This is a genomic window from Billgrantia ethanolica (assembly GCF_021404305.1).
In the GTDB taxonomy this organism is placed as follows: Bacteria; Pseudomonadota; Gammaproteobacteria; order Pseudomonadales; family Halomonadaceae; genus Halomonas; species Halomonas ethanolica.
The window spans coordinates 1,636,452-1,656,981 of the sequence record NZ_JABFTX010000001.1 but is presented as its reverse complement, the minus strand read 5'-3'; the positions used below and the strand labels follow the sequence as shown (position 1 = coordinate 1,656,981).

Sequence of the window (20,530 nt, the reverse complement as noted above, 5' to 3'; positions counted from 1 at the left end):
TGCCCGGGGTTTCCTTTACGCTTTGCCGTATGGATGCCATCTCCGACAGTCAATCCGAGCGCCAGGGTGAGGCGCTCTACTCGGTTCAGGGGCTGTGGTGCACCAGCTGCGCCCTGGCCGTCGAGGCACAGCTGGCCCGCATGCCCGGCGTCAGCGCCGCCAGCGTGCACTACCCCAGTGCCACCCTGCTGGTGCAGGGGCAGCCGCCGGCGCTCGAGGAAGCGCGGCTGGCCGCCGCCGTGAGCCGGCTCGGCTACCGCCTCGGTCCCCCCGAAGCGATAGGCGATGCCGAAGCGCGGCTCGATGCCGAGAGCCGCTATCTCACCCTGCGGCTGCTCATGGCCGTGGCCTTCGGCATGTGGACCATGCTCGCCTCGCTGCTGATCTATGCCGGTGCCATGCCCAGTGCCGAGCTGGACGTGATCATGGCCTGGGTTTCGGGCGCATTCGCCCTGCCGGTCGTCACCTACGTGGCACTGCCGTTCTACCGTGCCGGCTGGCGCACAACCCGGGCATGGCGACCCGGCATGGATGCGCTGGTGGCGCTGGGCGCGCTGACGGCGGTGGGCGTATCGCTGTGGCTGCTGATGCTGGGCTCGCCGGAGGTCTATTTCGATACCGCGGTGATGTTGGTCACCCTGCTGCTGGTCGGCCGGCTGGTGGAAACCCTGTGCCGCCACCGCGGGCTGCGTGCGCTCCAGGCGTTGCATCGGCCGCCGGCGCAGGTACAGCGCTGGGTGGCGGATGCCTGGCACTCCTGTGCGCTGGAAGCGGTGGCGGTGGGGGATCGGCTGCGCGTCGAGCCCGGCGAGACCCTGGCGCTGGATGGCGTCCTCCGCGATGGCGAAGCGCTGCTCGACCTCTCACCGCTGACCGGCGAAAGCGCGCCGCGGCGCTGCCTGCCGGGCGATGCCGTGGCGGCCGGCTGCCGTAACCTCGGTGCGGCGCTGGTATTCGAGGTCACCGCGCCCGCCGGCGAGTGTCGTCTGGACCGGCTGCGCGAGCAGATGTGGTGGCAGCAGGCGCGCAAGGGCGAGCTGCAGCGGCTGGCGGACCGCTTCGCCGGCTGGCTCAGCCCCCTGGCGGTGGTGCTGGCGTTGCTTACCCTGGTGGCGACCTGGCTGGCCGGCGTGCCGACCGAGGAGGCCTGGGTGAGGGCGCTGTCGGTGCTGGTAGTGGCCTGCCCCTGCGCCGTGGGCCTGGCGATTCCCCTGGCCGGTCTGGCGGGCAGCGGCCAGGCCCTGGAGCGCGGCGTGGTGATTCGCGACCCGGGGGCCTTCGAGACGCTGGCGCGAATCCGTAGCGCCGCCTTCGACAAGACCGGCACCCTCACCGCCGGAGAGCCGCAGGTGCAGGCCATGCACTCAGCGACCAACCTGCCTGAACCGGAGCTGCTGGCGCTGGCCTCGGTGGCGGCGCGTGGCAGCGAGCACCCGTTGGCGCGGGCCGTGCGTCGCTATGTTCAAGATGCCCAGGATGCCGGGGCGGGCGGGGAGCTCGAGATCGTGCAGGCCGAGGAGGTCGGCGGACGCGGGCGCCGGGTCTCACTTGGCGACGGGCGAGAGCTGCTGCTGGGCAGCCGTGCCTGGCTCGCCGAGCAGGGCGTTGCCACCCAGCAGGCCGCCGACTCGGGAGAGAGCGAAGTGCTGCTGGCCTGCGACGGTGCCCTGTCGGCGCGCTTCACCCTAGGCGAGACGGCCCTGCCCGGCACCGCAGCAACGCTGGCCGAGCTGCGCCGTCACGGCCTCGCGCTGGCGCTGATCAGCGGCGACAGGGCGCTGGCGGTGAGGCGGCTGGCGGATGCGGTGGGCATGAAAGCGGAGGAGTGCTATGCCGGGCGCAGCCCCGAGGCCAAGGCCAAGCTGCTGGCGGCCATGCCGCAGCCGTCGCTCTACGTCGGCGACGGGCTCAACGACGTGGTGGGGCTGGCCACCGCCAGCGTCGGCGTGGCGCCGCTGGGTGCCAATAGCACGGTGCAGGAGGGCGCCAGCGTGGCGCTGCTGAAGCCCGGGGTGGCCGGGGTCGAGGTGGCCTGGCGCCTGGCGCGCCGCACGCGCCGGGTGATGCGCCAGAATCTGGTGCTCTCCGGCATCTACAACCTGCTGGCACTGGGGCTGGCGGTGGCCATGCCGATTCCGCCTCTGATAGCGGTGCTGGCCATGGTGGCCAGCTCGCTCAGCGTAGTGGCGAATTCGGCACGCCTGGCCCTGGCCGGCGAGCGGGAGCCCCAGGTACGACAGCAGAGCCAGCAGGTGGGAGCGCTGGGCACGGCGCCGTGACAGGCCGAGCCAGCCTGTTAAGATGGCGGCTGCCCCACGCCCTATCAGGATACGCTCATGCTTGCCGATACCCTGGCCGCCATCGTACCGGTCGATGACGCTCTCGCCCCCGCCGTGCAGACACGCCTCGACAACCTCACCAAGCCCCCCGGCAGCCTGGGTCGTCTCGAATCGCTGGTCATCCAGCTTGCCTGTCTGAGCGGCAGCGCTGCGCCTGCGGTGAGCCCGCCCGGGGTGATCGTCTTCGCCGCCGACCATGGCGTGGCCGAAGAGGGCGTGTCCGCCTTTCCCCAGGAGGTGACGGCGCAGATGGTGGCCAACTTCGCCGCTGGCGGCGCCGCCATCAACGTCTTCGCCTGCCAGATCGGCGCGCGGCTCGAGGTCGTCGACGTGGGGGTGAAGGGCACCGTCGAAGGTGAGGGCGTGGTCCACGACAAGGTGCGCCCCGGCACCGCCAATTTCGCCCGCGAGGATGCCATGAGCCTGGCCGAGGCCCAGCGCGCCATCGAGGTCGGCATACGTGCCGCCGCGCGCAGCCACGCCGACGGCTGCCGCTGCCTGATCGTCGGTGAGATGGGCATCGCCAACACCACCGCCAGCAGCGCCCTGCTGGCCGCCCTGAGCGGGCGGCCGGTGACCCGCCTGGTGGGGCAGGGGACGGGCATCGATATCTCGCGCCTGGCCCACAAGGTCGGGGTGATCGAAAGCGCCCTGGCGGCTCGCGATGCCGACCCCACCCGGCCCATGGAAGTGCTGGTCAAGCTCGGCGGGCTGGAGATCGCCGCCATGGCCGGCGCCTACCTGGGTGCGGCCGCCCGGCGCATGCCGATCCTGGTCGACGGCTTCATCGCGACGGTGGCGGCGCTGGCGGCCTGCCGGCTCGCGCCTGCGCTGCGTGGCTACCTGATCTTCGGCCACCGTTCCTGCGAGCCGGGCCACGACGTGGCGCTGGAGCTGCTCGAGGCCGAGCCGTTGCTCGACATGCAGCTGCGCCTGGGCGAGGGCACCGGGGCGGCGCTCGCCTTTCCGCTGCTGGAAGCCGCCTGCCGCATGCTGAGTGAGATGGCCACCTTCGATTCGGCCGGGGTGGCTGGCGCTGCCCCTGAGTCATGAGCGCCGAGGCATGAGCGTCGAGCCGCTGAGCCTGGCCCTGCTGGCACTGCTGCTGGGGGCCATCGCGCTGGATCTGCTGATCGGCGACCCGCGCTGGCTTCCCCATCCGGTGGTCGCCATGGGGCGGCTGATCGAGGTGCTGGAGCGTCGCTGGAACCACGGCAGCCCGCGAGCCCGTCGCTGCAAGGGCTTTCTGCTCACCGGCTGCGTGGTGGGGCTCACTTATGCCCTGGCCTGGGGCGTACTAACGCTGCTCGCTTGGCTGCACCCCTGGCTGGGGCGCATCGGCGAACTGTTGCTGCTGGCTAGCGCGCTGGCGATCAAGGGGCTGCGCGATGCCGCCTTCGCGGTGGCCGACCCGCTGGTCAGAGGCGACCTCGCAGGTGCGCGCCGGGCCGTTGCGATGATCGTCGGGCGCGACACCGATACGCTCGACGAGGCCGGCGTGACCCGGGCCACGGTGGAAACCGTGGCCGAGAACACGGTCGACGGCATCACCGCGCCGCTGTTCTGGGCGCTGCTCGGCGGGGCGCCGCTGGCGCTGGCCTACAAGGCGGTGAACACGCTGGACTCCATGGTCGGCCATCGCAGCGAGCGCTACGCCGATTTCGGCTACGCTTCGGCCAGGCTCGACGACCTGGCCAACTGGGTGCCGGCCCGGCTCACCGCTCTGAGCATGTGGCTGGCCGCCCTGGCGCTGCCGGGGGCGCGTAGGCAGAGGGCGCGTAGACTGGGAGCGCTGGCCGGCACCTGGCGTGAGGCGCCGGGCCATCCCAGCCCCAACGCTGGCTGGCCCGAAGCGATGATGGCGTACCTGCTCGGCGTGCAGCTCGGCGGTATCAATCACTATGGCGGAAGCATTTCCGAACGGGCGCCGATGGGTGAACCGTGCGAGCCGCTGCGGGTCGTCCATATCGAACGTGCCATACGCCATATGCACGGGGCCTGGGCGGTGTTCTTCCTGCTGATGGCCGCCGTGGCCGGGGTACGGAGCGCCTGGGCATGAGCGAGGGGAGAGACGCATGAGCGACTGGCCGAGCCATGGCGGGCGCCCCGAGCAGCTGCTGCCGCGCTTCGGCCTCGCTGGCGACAGTGAGGTCATCGACTTCAGTGCCAACCTCAACCCGCTGGGGCCACCGCCCTGGCTGGCGCAGCGGCTCGCCGCCAGCGTGACGGAACTCGCCGTCTATCCCGATCCTGACTATGGCGAGGCACGAGACGCTATCGCCATGAGCGAAAGGCTCGGGCCCGAGCAGCTAAGGCTCACCAACGGCGGCGCCGAGGCGATCTTCCTCGCTGCGGCTCTGCTGGCCAGGCAGGGGGTGCGTCGGGCCGCGATCGTGCAGCCCACCTTCGGCGAGTATGCGCGCGCCTGCTGCCACTACGGCATCTCCACGGAGCCTCTCGCCCTGACGGGGGACCGTTTCATGCTGGACGAGGCACGTGCCGCTGAGGCCATGCGCGATGCCGGCGCGCTGTTTCTGTGCCGCCCCAACAACCCTACCGGAACGCTGATCGAGCGCGAGCGGATCGAACGCCTGCTGGCGGCAGGCCAGCGCCACGGCGCCACGCTGGTGGTGGACGAAGCCTTTGTCGATTTCGCCACGCCGGACGTGCGGCTCACGCCGCTGCTGGCTCGCTTCGACAACCTGCTGCTGCTGCGCTCGATGACCAAGCTGTATGCCATTCCCGGCCTGCGGTTGGGCTACCTGCTGGGCTCGGCCGCCGCGGTAAACGCTATTGCCGAGTTGCAGCCGCCGTGGAGCGTCAACGCCCTGGCGGCGGGGCTGGTCGCGCCGCTGTTGGCGGACCGGGACTATCTGGCGCGAACCCGCGCCTGGCTCGACGCCGAGCGCCCCTGGCTGCAGGGCAAGCTCGAGGCGCTGGGGCTCGACGTCGTGCCGTCCCACGCCAACTTCCTGTTGTTCAGGGGCGCTTGGCTTCAGGATGCTCGCGGCGGGTCGATGCCGGCGCTGCTGGAACACCTGGCGCGCGGCGGCATTCTCGTCCGTCATACCCACCATTTCATCGGCCTCGAGGGCGCCTGGCTGCGGGTGGCGGTGCGCTCGCGGCCGGAGAACCGGGCGCTGGTTGAGGCCATCGCCCGCTGGAGACATCCATGATCGCTTTCATCAGCGGCGGGGCGCGCTCCGGCAAGAGCACCCATGCCGAAGCCCTGGCGCGGCGCTGGCAGGCCGAGCGGGGCGGGGCCCGCTACTACCTGGCGACCGCCAGGAGCGGCAGCGACGGCGAGTGGCAGGCCCGCATCGGCCGCCATCGGCAAGCCCGGGGCGAGGGCTGGATCACCCTGGAGGAGCCGGTGGATCTCATCGCCGCCCTCGAGCGGGTGGCGCCCGGCAGCACGCTGCTACTCGACTGCCTGACCCTGTGGGCCAGCCAACTGCTCTATGCAAGCGAGTATGCCGGCGAGCTCGACGAGGCGCGGGGCATCGCCATGCTCGAGCGCCTGCTGGCCGAGGCCCGGCAGCGCGACGTGGCGCTGGTGATCGTCTCCAACGACGTCAACGAGGGCATGCCCCCCGAGGACGCCGAGGTGTGGCGCTACCTGGCTTTTCTGCAGCGGGCTCACCGCCTGGTGGCGCAGGAGGCGGACGAGGTGATCCAGGTGATGGCCGGGCTGCCGCAGGTGTGGAAACGCCGTGGTGAGGAGCGCTCATGAAAGACGCCGCCTTTGGCCTGGTGCTGGCGCTGCAATTCCTCACCCGCCTGCCGCTGCCGTTCGCCTGCCCCTGGACGCCGGCCACCCGGCGCTGGGCGGTACGCTGCTATCCGCTGGTGGGCGTGCTGCTCGGCGGCCTGCTGGCGGCGACGGCCGCGCTGCTCGAGAGCCTGCTACCCGCACCGCTGCTGGCGCTGGCCCTGCTTACGCTGTGGGTGGCGCTCTCCGGCGGGCTGCACCTGGACGGCCTGATGGACGTGGCCGACGCCCTGGGCAGCAACGCGCCGCTGGAGCGCAAGTGGGAGATCATGAAGGACCCCCATGTCGGCAGCTTCGGCATCCTGGCGCTGGTGTTCCTGCTGCTGTGGAAGGCCGCGCTGCTGTTCGTGCTGCTCGACGCCGGCGCCAGCCTGCTGCTGCTGGTGATGATCCTGGGGCCGGGCCGCCTGGCAGCCGTGGCGCTGCTGGTGCTGGCCCCGGCGGCACGGCCCGAGGGCATGGCCGCCAGCTGGAAGCGCGATCTTTCACCGCGCGATCTCTGGCTCGCGGCGCTGCCTCTGCTGCCGCTGGCCGTGCTGGTGCCGGGAGGCGTGTGGCTGTGTCTTGCACTGGCGCCGTTCCTGATGCTCTATGGCTGGGGCATGCTGCGCGCCTTCAAGGGCATCAACGGCGATATCGTCGGAACCGCAATCGAGGGAGGAGAGCTATGGCTGCTGCTGGTCGCCTGGAGCTGGTGGTCGTTCGTCACGGGGTGACGCAGTGGAATCGCGAGCGTCGCTACCAGGGGCAGCGCGACATCCCGCTGCTGCTGCCCGAGGCCTTGCCTGGCCTCGACCGGCTGCGTGAGGCGCTGGCGGAACAAACCTTCGATGCCGTGCACTGCAGCGATTTGACCCGCTGCCGGCAGACCCTGGCGCACGTGGCCGAAGGGCGCGAGCGGGCCTGGCCGACGCACTTCGATGCGCGCCTGCGCGAGCTCGACTTCGGCGACTACGAGGGGCGCACCTATGATGAGCTGAAGTCGCAGCCCTTCTATCGCGCCTGGATCGACAGCGAAGGCCAGCAGCCGCCGCCCGGCGGCGAATCCACCGCCGACCTGGGCCGGCGGCTCGACGCCTGGTTCGACGACGTGCTGAGCGCCTGCGCGCCCCATGGCCAACGGCGCGTGCTGGTGGTCACCCATGGCGGGGTGATTCGCGAGTTGCGCCGCCGCTTCGAGGGCATCGGTTTCTGGCAGGGTGACGTCGTCCAGGCGGAGGGACGCCGCTTCACGTTTTCCATGAACGAAGAGGGATGCTGGCAATGCAGCTCTTCATCGGCGGTGCCTGCGCCGGCAAGCGTGACGCCGTAAGGCAGCGCTTCGATGCCCCGCATTGGCACTCCGCCCATGCCGGCTGCCGGCTCGATGCCTGGCGCTCGCTTACGGAAACCCGCTGCCTGGTGCTGGAGGGCTGGGAGCGCTGGATCGGCCAGCGGCTCGCCGATGAGCCCGACGACGACCGGCTGCGCCAGGCCATGGTGCCGGAGCTCGATGCGCTGCGGGCCTGGGAGGCCGAACAGGGCAGTCAGGCGGTGCTGATCCTGCTCGAGATGGGCCGCGGTATCGTGCCGCTCGGTCGGGAGAGCAGGCGCCTGCGCGACCTCAACGGCTGGCTGGCCCAGGACGCCGCGGCACGCTGCGAGCGGGTCTGGTACGTATGGAATGGGCTGGTGAAAGCGCTAACCCATTGATCCATATCAGCCTCAACGTAACGATGCATTGACGCCCGTCGCTGCTGTTGTTAGTTTACGCCCACTCTCAGGTGCCTCAATTGTCCTATCGAGGTTAAACGGGAAGTCGGTGATCCTCTTCTCATTCCAAGAAGTCGCATTCCGACGCTGCCCCCGCAACGGTGATCGAGTATTGGTCCATCATCACGCCACTGTGCTCTGCATGGGAAGGCGATGGACCTGAAGCGTGCAGTCGACGCTTCGCTCGTCAGCCCGGAGACCGGCCTGAGGTAATTTGCCGGGTTGCGGTGGGCTACCTCGAGGCAGGGCCGCGCCTCTCTCCCTTTCTCGATCCCCTTCACGCCACCCCGGCTTCGCCTAGAAGACCGTGCGGGTAGGCACGGCGAGCAAGGGAATCAAAATGAAAACCAAGCATCATCTGGCCGCGCAGGGTCTGGCCGCCTTCGGCCTGGCAGCGCTTCCTCTGGCCGTTCAGGCCCAGGCCACCACCGCCGAAGAAACCGACACCGTCACGCTCAACCCGATGGTGATCACCGCCACCCTGGCGCCGCGTACCGCCGACGAGACGCTCTCCTCGGTGACCTTGCTCGACGAGGCCACCCTACGCCGACAGGACCCCACCAGCGTTACCGATATGCTGCGCGGCCAGCCGGGGGTGGACGTCATCACCAACGGCAGCTTCGGCAAGAACAGCAGCGTCTACCTGCGGGGTACCGGCAACGAGTCGACGCTGCTGATGATCGACGGCATTCGCCTGCGCTCGGCGACGGCGGGCGGCGCGGCCTGGCAGTTCCTCGATCCGCGCATGTTCCAGCGCGCCGAGATCGTGCGTGGCCCGCGGGGCAGCCTCTACGGGGCCGATGCGGTGGGCGGCGTGGTGCAGCTGTTCACTCATGAGGCGCAGGAGGGCGGTCCGCACCCACGCGTCTCGGTGGGCGGCGGCTCCTTCAACACCCAGCGCTACAGCGCCGGGCTCTCCGGCAGCAGCGGCGGCACCCGCTACAGCTTTGCCGGCAGTCATTTCACCACCGATGGAACGCCGGTACGTCGTGATGGCGAGGACAAGGGGTACGACAACACGTCGGCGCTGGCGCGTATTGCCCATACTTTCGAAAATGAAGTGGAAGTAGGTGTGCTGGCATTGCGTGCCCGTGGCAACACGGAGTTCGATCGCTTCGGGGCGCCGTCCGATACGGACTTCGTCCAACAGGTCGCCGGCATCTATGGCGAAATCCCGTTCACCGACACCTGGCGTAGCCGTCTCACACTGAGTGAATCCCGCGATGAGCAGGATACGAGCTACTCCACCGGCACCAGCTTTTTCGATACGCGCAGCCGGGCGGCTCGCTGGGACAATACCCTGGATTTCGGCCCCCATCAGCTGGTGGTAGGCTCCGAGTACATGCATGATGCCATCGAGGCGACCGACGACTTTGTCGAGGAAAGCCGCGACAATGTCGCCGTGTATGCCCAGGCGCTGCTCGACTTCGACCCCTTCTCGCTCCAGGCGAGTTTGCGTCACGATGACAACGAAGCCTTTGGCCGGGAACTGACCGGGGGCATCGCACTGGGGTTCGAGCTCGACGCTCACCATACGCTCCGCGCCAGCTACGGCACTGCCTTCCGCGCGCCTACGTTCAATGATCTCTACTACCGGGACGAGTGGGGCAGCGAGGGCAATCCGGACGTCAATGCCGAGACTTCCCGTACCTTCGAGCTGGGTGCCAGAGGTCAGTATCGCAGCGGCTTCTGGGATCTGGCCGTTTACCAGAGCGATATCGACGATCTCATCGCCTGGACGCCCGACCCCGCCGACCCGTTCCGCTGGAACCCCATGAATGTCAACGAGGCCCGTATTCGAGGTATCGAACTCGCGACAGGTGTCGAGCTACAGCAATGGACCCTGCAGACGGCCCTGACCTGGATCGATCCGGAAAATCGTAGCGGAGCCAATGCGGGCAATCGTATCCAGCGCCGGGCCAGCCAGAGCGCCCGTTTCGACGTGGATCGCGAGCTGGGCGAGTGGTCGCTGGGCGGCTCCTGGATCGTTCAGGGGTATCGCTACAATGATGCCGAGAACCAGGATCGCATCGGTGGCTTTGGGCTGGTCAACCTGCGCGCCGGGTGGCAGTTCGCCCCGCTGTGGTCGGCTCGTCTGACGGTGGAGAACGCCCTGGACAAGGAGTACGAAACTTCCCGTGACTACCTCAACGCCGGCCGTGCGGCCTTCGTCAGTGTTCACTTTGGCCAGTAAGGGTCGATTCGGCGGGGCCCTTGGCCCCGCTGCATCTTCCTGTGCCTTGCTGGCACTGGCCCTGTCGGGGCAGGTGGCCGGCGAGGCGCGTGCCGGTTCGCTGTGCGCCATCGACGACCGCGACCGTGAGGTTTGCCTCGAGGCACCGGCCAGGCGCATCGCCGCGCTCTCGCCCGGCGCCACCGAGCTGGTCTACGCCGCCGGGGCGGGGGAGAAAGTGGTGGCGGTGGTGGCCTTCAGCGACTATCCGCCCGAAGCCAGGGACTTACAGTCGGTGGGCAGCCATACCCGCATGGATCTGGAAACCCTGGTGACGCTGACCCCCGATCTGGTGATCGGTTGGATGACCGGCAACCCGCCCGAGCAGCTCGAGACCATCGAGGCGCTGGGCATGCCGGTGTTCTATATCGAGCCGCGGGACTTCGAAGGTGTCGCCAGTGCCGTCGAGCGCCTGGCGCTGTTGGCCGATACCCGGGAGGAGGGTAAGCGGGTCGCCACCGAGTTCCGTGATGGCATGGCGGCGTTGGCCGAGCGCTATGCCGACGCCGAGCCGGTGTCGGTGTTCTACCAGGTGTGGGACGAGCCGCTGATGACCATCAACGACGAGCACCTGATCGGCAAGGTGCTTACCCTGTGTGGCGGGGTCAACGTGTTCGGCGAGCTGCCACGGCTGGTGCCGCGCATCGACGACGAGTCGGTGCTGGCCGCCGACCCCGAGGCGATCCTGGCTGGTGGCATGGGCGAGGAGAACCGCGGCTGGCTGACCCATTGGCAGCAGTATCCGAGCCTGACCGCCGTCGAACGCGACAATCTCTACTTCGTGCCGCCATCGTTGATCCAGCGCCCCACGCCGCGGCTGCTGGAAGGCAGCCGCCTGTTCTGCGAGCAGCTCGAGCGTGCCCGTGCCAAGCGCTGAGGCCTGCATGGTCATGCCCCGGCGCTCACTGTGGTCGCCGCTGGCGGTGCTAGTGCTGCTGGGGCTGGCGGCGCTGCTGCTGTCGGTCACCCTGGGCAGTGCCGCACTGTCGCTCGCCGACGTCTGGGCGGTGGCGCGCGGCCAGGGCAGCCCCCTGGCGCGCACGCTGATCCTCGAGCTGCGCATTCCCCGTTCCCTCTCGGCCTTCGCCGTGGGCGGCCTGCTCGCCGTGGCGGGGGCGCTGATGCAGGTGCTGCTGCGCAATCCCCTGGCCGACCCGTACGTGCTGGGGCTTTCCGGCGGCGCCTCGGTGGGGGCGCTGGCGGCGATGCTGGCTGGGCTGGGCGGGGCGGTAATCACCGGCTCCGCCTTCGCCGGGGCCTTTCTCTCCACGTTGCTGGTGTTCGGTCTGGCCCACGGTACCGGTAGCTGGACCCCCTCGCGGCTACTGCTCACCGGTGTGGTGGTGGCCGCCGGTTGGGGCGCGGTGATCACCCTGATGCTGGCGATAAGCCCCGCCGAGCGCCTGCCAGGCATGCTCTACTGGCTGATGGGCGATCTCTCCTACTCGCGCTCCCCGTGGCCGCCGCTGACGCTGCTGCTGGTCATCTGCCTGCTGCTGATGCCGCTGGGGCGCAGCCTCAACGTCATGGCGCGCGGCCCGCTACAGGCGGCGGCGCTGGGCGTCAACGTGCGCCCGCTGGAGTGGACGATCTACCTCGTCGCCAGTGTGCTCACCGCCACCGCGGTGACCACCGCCGGCAGCATCGGCTTCGTCGGCCTGGTGGTGCCGCACATGCTGCGCCTAGTGCTGGGCAACGACCAGCGCCTGATCCTGCCGGCCTGTGCCCTGGCCGGCGGCACCCTGCTGGTGTTGGCCGACACCCTGGCGCGCACCATGATCGCCCCGGAGCAGCTACCGGTGGGGGTGATCACCGCGCTGCTCGGCGTACCCACTTTCCTCTATCTGCTGTACCGGAGCCGCTGATGAACCGCCTCGAGACCCGCAGACTGGTGATCGACGTGCCGGGGCGGCGCGATGGTCGAGCGCTGACGCTCAGCGTCGAGCCGGGGCAGGTATGGGGCGTGCTCGGTCCCAACGGCGCCGGCAAGACCACGTTGCTGCACACCTTGGCCGGGCTGCGTGGGGCGCGGGCAGGGCAGGTGCTGATCGACGGTCGTCCGCTGGCGGCGCTGGGTCGGCGACAGGTGGCGCGCACTCTGGGTCTGGTGTTCCAGGATCGCCACGATGGCTTTCCCGCCACGGTACGCGAGACGGCGCTGATCGGTCGGCATCCGTGGCTCTCGGCGTGGCAGATGGAAAGCGGTGAGGATCTGCGCCTGGCGGAGGCGGCGCTGCAGCGACTCGACGTCGCGCATCTGGCCGAGCGCCTGGTCAGTACGCTCTCGGGCGGCGAGCGCCAGCGCCTGGCGATTGCCACGGTACTGACCCAAGCGCCTCAGATCTGGCTCGCCGACGAACCGACCAACCATCTCGATCTGCATCATCAAAGCGCAGTGATGGCGCTGCTCGCTGAGCAGGCCGACGAGGGCCGCGCGGTGATGATGTGCCTGCACGATCTCAATCTGGCGGCACGCTGGTGCGACCACCTGCTGCTGCTCTATCCCGACGGCGAGGCGTGCTGGGGGCCGGCCAGAGACATGCTGGTACCCGCCGCCCTGGAGCGGCTCTATGGCCAGCGCCTGGCCACCGCCGAGATCGACGGCGCCCCCGTGTTCGTACCTGTGAGGTGATATGACGACTTCGACGATTCGCGGCGAGGCCCATGCCGCCCTGATCACCGCCCCCGGTTCCGGCCAGGGCAAATCCATGGTCACTGCGGCGCTGGCACGGCTGCACCGTAATGCCGGGCGCAAGGTGAGGGTGTTCAAGCACGGCCCCGACTACCTCGACCCTATGGTGCAGGAGGTGGCCTCGGGCCAGCCGGTCTACCAACTCCACCCTTGGATGACTGGCGAGGACGAGTGTCGCTGGCGTCTGGCCGAGGCGGCCCGCGACGCCGATCTGATCCTGGTCGAAGGTTCCATGGGGTTATTCGACGGCGCTCCGTCCAGTGCCGACCTGGCGATCCTGGCCGGGTTGCCGGCGCTACCGGTGATCGACGCCTGGGGCATGGCGCAGACCTTCGGCGCCGTGGCTCAGGGGCTGGCCAATTATCACGCCGAGCTCGCCATCCACGAGGTGATCGCCAATCGCGTGGGCAGCCCCGGCCACGGCAAGCTGCTGGCAGAGAGCATGCCGTCGGGGCTCTCGCTGCTCGGGGCCATTCCACGCCACGAGGCGATGAAAATCCCCGATCGCCATCTGGGTCTGGTGCAGGCCGGTGAGCTGGCAGGGCTCGACGCCCAACTGGATGCCGCCGCCGAGGTGCTCAAGGAAGCGGGCCTCGCCCGCCTGCCGGCCAAGGTACCGCTCGAAGCCGAGGCCCCCGAGCCGTCGCCGCGGCTGCTCGAAGGGGTATGCATCGGGGTCGCCCGCGACGATGCCTTCGCCTTTCTCTATCGCGCCAACCTCGACCTGCTCAGCCAGATGGGCGCCGAGCTGCGCTTCTTCTCGCCGCTGGCCGACAGCGAACTGCCCCAGTGCGACGCCCTGTGGCTGCCCGGCGGCTACCCGGAGCTGCACGGTGGGAAGCTGGCCGCCAACGCGCCGATGCTCGCTGCGATTCGCGGCCATCATGACGCCGGCCGACCGATCCTGGCAGAGTGTGGCGGGCTGATGGCGTGCATGGACACCCTGGTGGACGGTGAAGGCAGCGTGCATGCCATGCTGGGGCTGATGCCCGGCACCGCGCGCATGGCCGGCAGGCTCAGCGCCCTTGGCTTGCAGAGCCTGACGAGCGATGCCGGCGAGCTGCGCGGCCACACCTACCACCACTCGCTGCTGGACACGCCGCTGGCACCGGCTGCCCATGCCCGTCGCCTGGCCGGCAGCCCCGCCGAGCCGGTCTACGTCGAGGGCAAGCTGGTGGCCAGCTACTTCCACGGGTACTTCCCCTCGGCGCCGGCACTCACCGCCGCCATCTTCCGCGGCGAGCCGCTGCGTTTCACCCAGATGAAAGAAGCGTGAGGAGACAACCATGCGTGAGAACGCCAAGGACCCCCAGCGCCATGCCCAGCGCATGGCGGCCAAGCAGAAGATCATGCAGGAGCGCATCGCCAGTGCGCAGAAGGAGCAAGGCCTGCTGCTGGTGCTGACCGGCCCCGGCAAGGGCAAGAGCAGCTCCGGCTTCGGCATGCTGGCCCGTGCCTTGGGCCACGGCATGAAGGTGGGAGTGGTGCAGTTCATCAAGGGCACGCGGGAGACCGGCGAAGAGGCATTCTTTCGCCGCCAGCCGGGCGTTGAATATCACGTGATGGGCGAGGGCTTCACCTGGGATACCCAGGACCGTGAGCGTGACACCCGCGCCGCCGAGGCGGCCTGGGCGGTGGCCCAGCGGATGCTCGACGATCCCGGCTTCGACCTGGTGCTGCTCGACGAACTCAATATCGCTCTGCGCTACGACTACCTCGACCTCGACCGGGTGCTCGACGATCTGCAGGCACGGCCGCCCATGCAGCACGTCGTGGTTACCGGGCGCTACGCCCCCGGGCAGCTGATCGAACTGGCCGACACCGTCACCGAGATGAAGGTGGTCAAGCACGCCTTCAAGGATCAAGGGGTCAAGGCACAACGCGGGATAGAGCTGTAATCTCATGCCAACCCTGATGATCCAGGGCACCACTTCGGACGCCGGCAAGAGCACGGTGGTGGCGGGGCTGTGTCGGGTGCTGGCGCGGCGTGGGGTGTCGGTGGCGCCGTTCAAGCCCCAGAACATGGCGCTCAACAGCGCAGTGACGGTGGATGGCGGTGAGATTGGCCGCTCCACGGCGCTGCAGGCGCTGGCGGCAGGCGTCGAGCCGCATAGCGACATGAACCCGGTGCTGCTCAAGCCCGAGAGCGACCGTGGCGCCCAGGTCATCCTGCGCGGGCGGGTGCACGGCCACTTGGACGCGCTGGACTATCACGCCTACAAGCGCACCGCGCGGGAGAGCGTGCTGGCGGCGTGGCAGGCGCTGTCGGCGCGCTATGACGTGATCGTCGCCGAGGGGGCGGGCAGCCCGGCCGAGATCAATCTGCGCGCCAACGACATTGCCAACATGGGCTTCGCCGAGATGGTCGACTGCCCGGTGGTGCTGGTCGGCGATATCGACCGCGGCGGGGTCTTCGCCCAGCTGGTGGGCACCCTGGAGCTGCTTAGTGAGAGCGAGCGTTCACGTACCCGTGGCTTCATCGTCAATCGTTTTCGCGGCGACATTTCTCTGCTCGAGCCGGGGCTCGACTGGCTCACCGAGCGCACCGGCAAGCCTGTATTCGGCACGCTGCCCTATCTGCAGGGCCTGCTGCTCGATGCCGAGGACAGCATCGGCCGCATCGGTCGGGTGGGGCCGGGGGCCACGCTCAAGGTCGTAGTACCGGCGCTGCCGCGCATCAGCAACCACAACGACTTCGACCCGCTGCGCCTGCATCCGCAGGTCGACTTGAGCTTTGTCGGGCCTCATCAGGTCGGGCCCGGCCGAGCGATCCCGCCGGCGGATCTGATCATTCTGCCCGGCAGCAAGAGCACGCGCAGCGACCTCGCCTGGCTGCGTGCCCAGGGCTGGGAGGAAGCGATACAGCGCCATCTGCGCTACGGCGGCCGGGTGCTCGGCATCTGCGGCGGCCTGCAGATGCTGGGCCGGGCGGTGCACGACCCCGACGGCCTGGAAGGGCCGGCGGGATCGACCCCCGGGCTTGGCCTGCTCGAGTTCGAGACGCGCATGGTGGCGGGCAAGCAGCTGCGCAACGTGAGTGGGCGCTTGCTTCGCGAAGGGGTGCCGATTGCCGGCTACGAGATCCACAACGGGGTGAGCGAGGGGCCTGCTCTGGCGCGGCCGCTACTAGAGCTGCAAGGCCGGCCGGACGGTGCCGAAAGCGCAGATGGCCAGGTCATGGGCACCTACCTGCACGGGCTGTTCGATCGGCCCGAGGCGTGCGTGGCGCTGCTTGCCCGTTGCGGGCTCGAGGCGCAGGGAAGCGCAGTGGATTACCAAGCCCATCGCCAGCAGGAGCTGGACCGGCTGGCCGACTGCCTGGAAGCGAACCTGGACATGGCCGCCATCGAACGACTGCTGGAGTGTTGAGCCTGTAGGCTCATTATTCTTTAGTCCTACGTCCCTGCATGGGGGACGTTGCTTTGTGTAAGCGCCTCTGCGGCGCCCGCGTTCGGAGCGCCTTGCCTGGTCTCATTGACGTTAACGTAAACTTCGCTCAAGTAGCGCCAAATCTGTCGACAACTTTCTCGAAAATGCCGAAGTGATTTCCAGATGGCGCGCTCATTCTGGGCGTGCTTCTCCTTGGTGTTTGTAATGTTGTCGACAAGTTCCGGCAAATAGTGGCTTGTCTACTCGTCACATGGTCGAATGTTGCACCGCGTCAGACCCGCGTACAACCGAGCTCAGCCAAGAACAACAACAACCGACGAAGAGGACCACTCAACAAACAGAACCGCCGAGGTGTGACGTGCCGCTCAATCGCGAATATGGCCAGGAGCATCCCTACTGGCCGCTGGGGCCCTTCAAGGTCCGCCTGCCTTTCATCCATTTCCAATGGGCCATTCCGGAAACCATCCAGGCCATGGTGATGTTCGTCATCTCCCTGGGGATGATCCCGCTGCTCGAACAGTATCTGGGCGTACCCTATGAAGTGGGCCTGGCCTTCGTCGTGGTGTGCGGTATCGGCTTCATCCTGCCGCCGCTGCTGGGGGTGCCGTTCATCGCCGGATGGATCACACCGGCGATCCCGGTGGTGCTGTTGTTCATCGGCCAGTACGAGCCGGGGCCGGATGCCATTCGCGCCATGGTGGCGCTGCAGCTGATGGTGACGGCGATCTTCCTGTTCATGGCGGTGACGCGGCTGGGCAGCAAACTGGTCAACAGCGTGCCGGCCTCGATCAAGGCGGGTATTCTGCTCGGCGCGGGCATCGCCGCCATCAGCGGCGAAATCGTCGAGGGTGGCCGGCTCTACAACACGCCGATCTCGCTCGGCATCGGCGGGTTGATCACTCTCTACGTGCTGTTCTCGCTCTCCTTCCGCGATCTGGCCGAGAAGTATCGCTGGGCGCGCAACATCGTCGCCTTCGGTATGGTGCCGGGCATGCTGATCACCATGGCAATCGGCTGGGGCGTCGGTGAGTATTCGATGCCGACGGTGGAGTGGGGCATCGCCGTGCCTGATTTCGCCGGTATCTGGGCCTACCTGCCGTTCTCCATCGGCGCGCCGCCTATCGAGCTGATGGTGGCGGCGATTCCCACCGCGATCATTGCTTACATCATCGCCTTCGGCGATATCGTGGTGGGCCAGACCCTGCTCAAGCGGGTCGATCACCTGCGCCCTGACGAGAAGATCGAGGTCAACGTCGACCGCGTGCATTTGATCACCGGTATCCGCAACCTGATGCACTCGCTGCTGGCGCCCTATCCGGGGCTGGCCGGGCCGCTGTTCACCGGCGGCATGGCCACGGTGACCGAGCGCTATCGTTACGGGCGCAAAGCTATGGACACCATCTACTCCGGTACCGGGGTGTTCTGGATCGTCGGTTTCTTCGCCCTGTTCCTGTTGCCGCTGGTGACCTTCTTCCGTCCGGTGCTGCCCATTGCACTGTCGATCACGCTGCTGATCACCGGTTACCTGTGCATCGCCGTGGCCGTGGAGCAGATCAAGAACGCTACCGCCATGGGCGTGGCGGGCATCATGGGCGTGGTACTGGCTACCCACGGGGCCGCCTGGGGGCTGGGCATCGGTCTGATCCTCTACTTCCTGATCGAGCACCGTGCCCGCGGCGCGCGCGAGGCCGAGGAGCAGGAGCCGATTGCGGTGGAGGATGACATGGTGGTGGAGCGCGACGAGGAAGACGCGGCGCACTCCCAGTCAGCGGCTCGATAACTCGGCCTTCTTTCGGTCATGCTTGGCGGGCCGGCACCTCAGGGTGTCGGCCCGCCTGCGTTACGAAGTTGTCGCGCCGGTCGGACTCAGTCGGGCGCGATGGGCAGCCGGCGCTTGTGCCCGGTGCGCCGATAGGTGGTGAGTATGGTGTCGAAGGCCCGTTCGGAGACCTCGCGGTTCTCCAGGAAGTCGTCGATCTCCTCGTAGCTGACGCCGAGGGCAACCTCGTCGAGCTTCTGTGGCGCCAGTGACTCGAGATCGGCGGTGGGGGCCTTGTTCACCAGCGCATCGGGGGCACCCAGTTGCTGACCCAGCAGACGTACCTGGCGCTTGCTCAGCCCGGTCAGAGGCGCCACGTCGCAGGCTCCGTCGCCGTATTTGGTGAAGAAGCCCATCAGCGCCTCGGCGGCCTGATCGGTACCGATGACCAGGCCGCCGCGGGCGCCGGCCACGGCGTACTGGGCCACCATGCGCTGGCGCGCCTTGACGTTGCCGAGCACGAAGTCGCGCTGGTGAGCGTCCTTGAACGTCATCCCGCCGCTCTCCAGCGCTTCCAGCAGCGCATCGCTGGCGGCCTGAATGTTCACGTCGAGCACCTCGTCGGGCCGGATGAAGGCCAACGCAGCGTTGGCGTCGTCGGCATCTTGTTGCACGCCGTAGGGCAGACGCATGGCCACGAAAGTGGCCTGCTCGCCCTGCTCGCGGCGCTGCTCCACAGCGAGCTGCGCCAGGCGTCCCGCCACGGTGGAGTCGACCCCGCCGCTGATGCCCAGCACCAGCGTGCTCTGGCCGCTCTCCTGCATGACCCGGCACAGGAAGTCGCGCCGCCGCTCGATCTCATACCGGACATCGATGTCGCTGCGGGCTTGCAGCTGCACGCCGATGGCGCGCTGCACGGCCCGGCGTGAGCGCGTCTCTTCCTGGCTCTGCGTCGCGCTCTCGAGGCACAGGCGATGGTAGTGGGGCAGGCGCTCCAAGGCGTAGTGGGCCGCTGCCAGGCGCACCTCGTTGCGGGTGCCGTCGAAGCGTCGCGTCTCGCAGTAATGATGGTGATCGCCATCGTGGCAGAAGGCCCAGGCGAAGCAGACGGTGCCGATCGGCGTATCATCGTCGCCAGGGTTGGGGCCGGCGATGCCGGTGTTGGCCAGGGCCACGTCGGCATCGTTGTTGTTCAGCGCGCCGGCGGCCATTTCACTGGCCACGGCTTCGCTGGTCAGCCCGTAGCGCTCGATGGTGTCGAAGCTGACGCCGAGGTAACGGTTCTTCGACTGGGGTGAATAGACGCCGAGGCCACAGTCGATGCTCTGGCCGCTGCCGGGCACCCTGGCCAGCTCCGAGACGATCAGACCGGCGGTGCATGACTCGGCGGTGGCAAGCTTCAGTTCGTTGTCGATCAGATAGTCCGTGATCCTGTCCAGCAGCTCCATTGCCTCTCCTCCTGATGGCCGACTAGCCTGATGCTGTCGGAATTGAATCTGGCCTTACCTACCCTAGGCCAATTCGGCTCGGATCGCGTGACCGGAAACCGATCGGACTGGCGAGACATGGAGAAGTGACATGGAACGTATCGATGAGTCGAAGAGTGCCATCCTGGCGGTGGCACCCGGGCGCATGGGCTTCGGCGTGATCGGCCCTGCGCTCAACGAGCACGGCAACAGCGTGGCCGGGCTGCGCCTGCTCGAGGCGCTGTCGAGCCGCTGGCGGTTGGGCGCGTTTGCCTGAACCTGCGCCCGTTGCCGCTCAGAGCTGGGTAAGAGCGGGCGGCGGGGCGATACCCTCGAACAGAGCCGGATCGTCGCTGATGGCACTGTCGACCCCCCATGCCCAGCGGTTGGCGAAGGCAGCCGGGTCATTGGGTGTATAGCACAGCAGCCGGTAGCCGGCGGTCTTGATCTCCTGGGCTCGGTAGGCGGTGAGCCGGGTCCAGTCGGTATGGATGCTGAAGGCATCCAGCGCCTCGCAGCGAGACTGCCATTTCGCGGGCACGCTTTCACTGAGCACGCCGATGGGCAGCAGCGAGGCGTCGGCGATGGCGCGAGCCTGATGCAGGGCGGGCTGATCGAAGGAGGAGACGATCAGCCGCTCTGGCGGCAGCGCCTCGATCAGGCGCGGTATCACCACGTCGGCCAGCTCGGTACCGCTGCGCCTGCTGGTCACCTTGAGCTCCATGTTGACGCCCATGTTCAGCTCCACCAGTAGCTCCAGCATCTCGCGCAGGGTGGCCATGCGCTGGCCACGAAAGCCGTCGCCGAACCAGGCGCCGACGTCCAGCTTGCGAACCGCGGCCAGATCTAGCGAGGCGAGCCTGCCGTGGCCATCCGAACAGCGCTTGAGCGTGGCGTCGTGCCAGATTACCGGGGTGCCGTCACCGAGCAGTTGCACGTCGAGCTCGACCCATGAAAAGCCGGCATCGTGGCTGGCGCGCACCGCTGCCAGGGTATTCTCCGGAGCGTGAGCAGACAGCCCGCGATGGGCGATCAGCCGAGGCAGGACGATGGCGGGGTGCGGTGAGGGCATGCATGAGCTCCAATCGAGGGACTAGGCAACTATATCGGATGTCGATGACAGGATA

The 20,530-nt window shown here is 68.2% G+C and carries 19 protein-coding genes and 1 riboswitch; of the genes, 17 read left to right on the top strand and 2 right to left on the bottom strand.

Annotated features, from left to right (window positions below):
• Positions 1–29: 29 nt before the first annotated feature.
• The 16 genes from HOP53_RS07590 to HOP53_RS07515 all read left to right on the top strand — a co-directional run bounded on the left by HOP53_RS07590 (position 30) and on the right by HOP53_RS07515 (position 17,958).
• A complete protein-coding gene (locus HOP53_RS07590) occupies positions 30–2,279 on the top strand; it encodes a heavy metal translocating P-type ATPase (protein ID WP_234269450.1) in 2,250 nt (749 codons plus the stop codon).
• 57 nt (positions 2,280–2,336) lie between these two features.
• Positions 2,337–3,392 (top strand): nicotinate-nucleotide--dimethylbenzimidazole phosphoribosyltransferase, encoded by a 1,056-nt coding sequence (cobT, locus tag HOP53_RS07585; RefSeq protein WP_234269448.1) that lies wholly within the window; start codon positions 2,337–2,339, stop codon positions 3,390–3,392.
• 10 nt (positions 3,393–3,402) lie between these two features.
• The gene (gene cbiB, locus HOP53_RS07580; RefSeq protein WP_234269447.1) at positions 3,403–4,398 is read left to right on the top strand and encodes an adenosylcobinamide-phosphate synthase CbiB; all 996 of its coding nucleotides are present in this window, start codon (positions 3,403–3,405) and stop codon (positions 4,396–4,398) included.
• A gap of 16 nt (positions 4,399–4,414) precedes the next feature.
• On the top strand, positions 4,415–5,515 hold the full coding sequence (cobD, locus tag HOP53_RS07575) for a threonine-phosphate decarboxylase CobD (protein ID WP_234269445.1): 1,101 nt from the start codon (positions 4,415–4,417) through the stop codon (positions 5,513–5,515).
• Entirely contained in the window at positions 5,512–6,072 is a 561-nt protein-coding gene (locus HOP53_RS07570; RefSeq protein ID WP_234269443.1) for a bifunctional adenosylcobinamide kinase/adenosylcobinamide-phosphate guanylyltransferase, read from the top strand. Before cobD ends, HOP53_RS07570 begins: the two co-directional genes overlap by 4 nt.
• A complete protein-coding gene (cobS, locus tag HOP53_RS07565) occupies positions 6,069–6,827 on the top strand; it encodes an adenosylcobinamide-GDP ribazoletransferase (protein ID WP_234269442.1) in 759 nt (252 codons plus the stop codon). The genes HOP53_RS07570 and cobS overlap by 4 nt, the downstream gene beginning before the upstream one ends.
• Positions 6,779–7,423 (top strand): histidine phosphatase family protein, encoded by a 645-nt coding sequence (locus tag HOP53_RS07560; RefSeq protein WP_234269441.1) that lies wholly within the window; start codon positions 6,779–6,781, stop codon positions 7,421–7,423. Before cobS ends, HOP53_RS07560 begins: the two co-directional genes overlap by 49 nt.
• Positions 7,375–7,803: a bifunctional adenosylcobinamide kinase/adenosylcobinamide-phosphate guanylyltransferase gene (locus tag HOP53_RS07555; RefSeq protein ID WP_234269440.1), complete on the top strand. Its 429-nt coding sequence runs from the start codon at positions 7,375–7,377 to the stop codon at positions 7,801–7,803. The genes HOP53_RS07560 and HOP53_RS07555 overlap by 49 nt, the downstream gene beginning before the upstream one ends.
• Before the next feature lie 52 nt (positions 7,804–7,855).
• A riboswitch (cobalamin riboswitch) is annotated at positions 7,856–8,085 on the top strand.
• A gap of 118 nt (positions 8,086–8,203) precedes the next feature.
• A complete protein-coding gene (locus HOP53_RS07550; protein ID WP_234269438.1) occupies positions 8,204–10,057 on the top strand; it encodes a TonB-dependent receptor domain-containing protein in 1,854 nt (617 codons plus the stop codon).
• A gap of 46 nt (positions 10,058–10,103) precedes the next feature.
• The gene (locus tag HOP53_RS07545; RefSeq protein ID WP_234269435.1) at positions 10,104–10,973 is read left to right on the top strand and encodes a cobalamin-binding protein; all 870 of its coding nucleotides are present in this window, start codon (positions 10,104–10,106) and stop codon (positions 10,971–10,973) included.
• Between the two features lie 7 nt (positions 10,974–10,980).
• Positions 10,981–11,961 (top strand): FecCD family ABC transporter permease, encoded by a 981-nt coding sequence (locus HOP53_RS07540; protein ID WP_422677605.1) that lies wholly within the window; start codon positions 10,981–10,983, stop codon positions 11,959–11,961.
• Positions 11,961–12,728: an ABC transporter ATP-binding protein gene (locus tag HOP53_RS07535; RefSeq protein WP_234269434.1), complete on the top strand. Its 768-nt coding sequence runs from the start codon at positions 11,961–11,963 to the stop codon at positions 12,726–12,728. The genes HOP53_RS07540 and HOP53_RS07535 overlap by 1 nt, the downstream gene beginning before the upstream one ends.
• 1 nt (position 12,729) lies before the next feature.
• Positions 12,730–14,064 (top strand): cobyrinic acid a,c-diamide synthase CobB, encoded by a 1,335-nt coding sequence (locus HOP53_RS07530; protein WP_234269433.1) that lies wholly within the window; start codon positions 12,730–12,732, stop codon positions 14,062–14,064.
• Between the two features lie 10 nt (positions 14,065–14,074).
• Positions 14,075–14,686, top strand: coding sequence for a cob(I)yrinic acid a,c-diamide adenosyltransferase (gene cobO, locus HOP53_RS07525; RefSeq protein WP_234269431.1), 612 nt, complete (start codon positions 14,075–14,077; stop codon positions 14,684–14,686).
• A gap of 4 nt (positions 14,687–14,690) precedes the next feature.
• A complete protein-coding gene (locus HOP53_RS07520; protein ID WP_234269430.1) occupies positions 14,691–16,157 on the top strand; it encodes a cobyric acid synthase in 1,467 nt (488 codons plus the stop codon).
• Between the two features lie 379 nt (positions 16,158–16,536).
• Complete coding sequence (locus HOP53_RS07515; RefSeq protein WP_234269429.1) at positions 16,537–17,958, top strand: xanthine/uracil/vitamin C permease; 1,422 nt, start codon at positions 16,537–16,539, stop codon at positions 17,956–17,958.
• Positions 17,959–18,044: 86 nt separating this feature from the next.
• Here HOP53_RS07515 and nadE read toward each other — a convergent pair whose 3' ends face one another.
• Positions 18,045–19,385: an ammonia-dependent NAD(+) synthetase gene (gene nadE, locus HOP53_RS21645; RefSeq protein WP_338073294.1), complete on the bottom strand. Its 1,341-nt coding sequence runs from the start codon at positions 19,383–19,385 to the stop codon at positions 18,045–18,047.
• Between the two features lie 130 nt (positions 19,386–19,515).
• Between nadE and HOP53_RS07500 the strand changes: the two genes are divergently transcribed.
• Positions 19,516–19,680: a glutaminase gene (locus tag HOP53_RS07500; protein WP_234269427.1), complete on the top strand. Its 165-nt coding sequence runs from the start codon at positions 19,516–19,518 to the stop codon at positions 19,678–19,680.
• Positions 19,681–19,698: 18 nt separating this feature from the next.
• Here HOP53_RS07500 and HOP53_RS07495 read toward each other — a convergent pair whose 3' ends face one another.
• Positions 19,699–20,475 (bottom strand): glycerophosphodiester phosphodiesterase family protein, encoded by a 777-nt coding sequence (locus tag HOP53_RS07495; protein WP_234269426.1) that lies wholly within the window; start codon positions 20,473–20,475, stop codon positions 19,699–19,701.
• Positions 20,476–20,530: the final 55 nt, after the last annotated feature.

What these genes read in the sequence shown, in the direction of transcription:
- cobT (WP_234269448.1), top strand. Translation starts at nt 2,337, where the DNA reads ATGCTTGCCGATACCCTGGCCGCCATCGTACCGGTCGATGACGCTCTC.
- cbiB (WP_234269447.1), top strand. Translation starts at nt 3,403, where the DNA reads ATGAGCGTCGAGCCGCTGAGCCTGGCCCTGCTGGCACTGCTGCTGGGG.
- cobD (WP_234269445.1), top strand. Translation starts at nt 4,415, where the DNA reads ATGAGCGACTGGCCGAGCCATGGCGGGCGCCCCGAGCAGCTGCTGCCG.
- HOP53_RS07560 (WP_234269441.1), top strand. Translation starts at nt 6,779, where the DNA reads ATGGCTGCTGCTGGTCGCCTGGAGCTGGTGGTCGTTCGTCACGGGGTG.
- HOP53_RS07500 (WP_234269427.1), top strand. Translation starts at nt 19,516, where the DNA reads ATGGAACGTATCGATGAGTCGAAGAGTGCCATCCTGGCGGTGGCACCC.
- nadE (WP_338073294.1), bottom strand. Translation starts at nt 19,385, where the DNA reads ATGGAGCTGCTGGACAGGATCACGGACTATCTGATCGACAACGAACTG.
- HOP53_RS07520 (WP_234269430.1), top strand. Translation starts at nt 14,691, where the DNA reads ATGCCAACCCTGATGATCCAGGGCACCACTTCGGACGCCGGCAAGAGC.
- cobO (WP_234269431.1), top strand. Translation starts at nt 14,075, where the DNA reads ATGCGTGAGAACGCCAAGGACCCCCAGCGCCATGCCCAGCGCATGGCG.
- HOP53_RS07540 (WP_422677605.1), top strand. Translation starts at nt 10,981, where the DNA reads ATGGTCATGCCCCGGCGCTCACTGTGGTCGCCGCTGGCGGTGCTAGTG.
- HOP53_RS07555 (WP_234269440.1), top strand. Translation starts at nt 7,375, where the DNA reads ATGCAGCTCTTCATCGGCGGTGCCTGCGCCGGCAAGCGTGACGCCGTA.
- HOP53_RS07530 (WP_234269433.1), top strand. Translation starts at nt 12,730, where the DNA reads ATGACGACTTCGACGATTCGCGGCGAGGCCCATGCCGCCCTGATCACC.
- HOP53_RS07535 (WP_234269434.1), top strand. Translation starts at nt 11,961, where the DNA reads ATGAACCGCCTCGAGACCCGCAGACTGGTGATCGACGTGCCGGGGCGG.
- HOP53_RS07590 (WP_234269450.1), top strand. Translation starts at nt 30, where the DNA reads ATGGATGCCATCTCCGACAGTCAATCCGAGCGCCAGGGTGAGGCGCTC.
- HOP53_RS07550 (WP_234269438.1), top strand. Translation starts at nt 8,204, where the DNA reads ATGAAAACCAAGCATCATCTGGCCGCGCAGGGTCTGGCCGCCTTCGGC.
- HOP53_RS07495 (WP_234269426.1), bottom strand. Translation starts at nt 20,475, where the DNA reads ATGCCCTCACCGCACCCCGCCATCGTCCTGCCTCGGCTGATCGCCCAT.
- HOP53_RS07570 (WP_234269443.1), top strand. Translation starts at nt 5,512, where the DNA reads ATGATCGCTTTCATCAGCGGCGGGGCGCGCTCCGGCAAGAGCACCCAT.
- cobS (WP_234269442.1), top strand. Translation starts at nt 6,069, where the DNA reads ATGAAAGACGCCGCCTTTGGCCTGGTGCTGGCGCTGCAATTCCTCACC.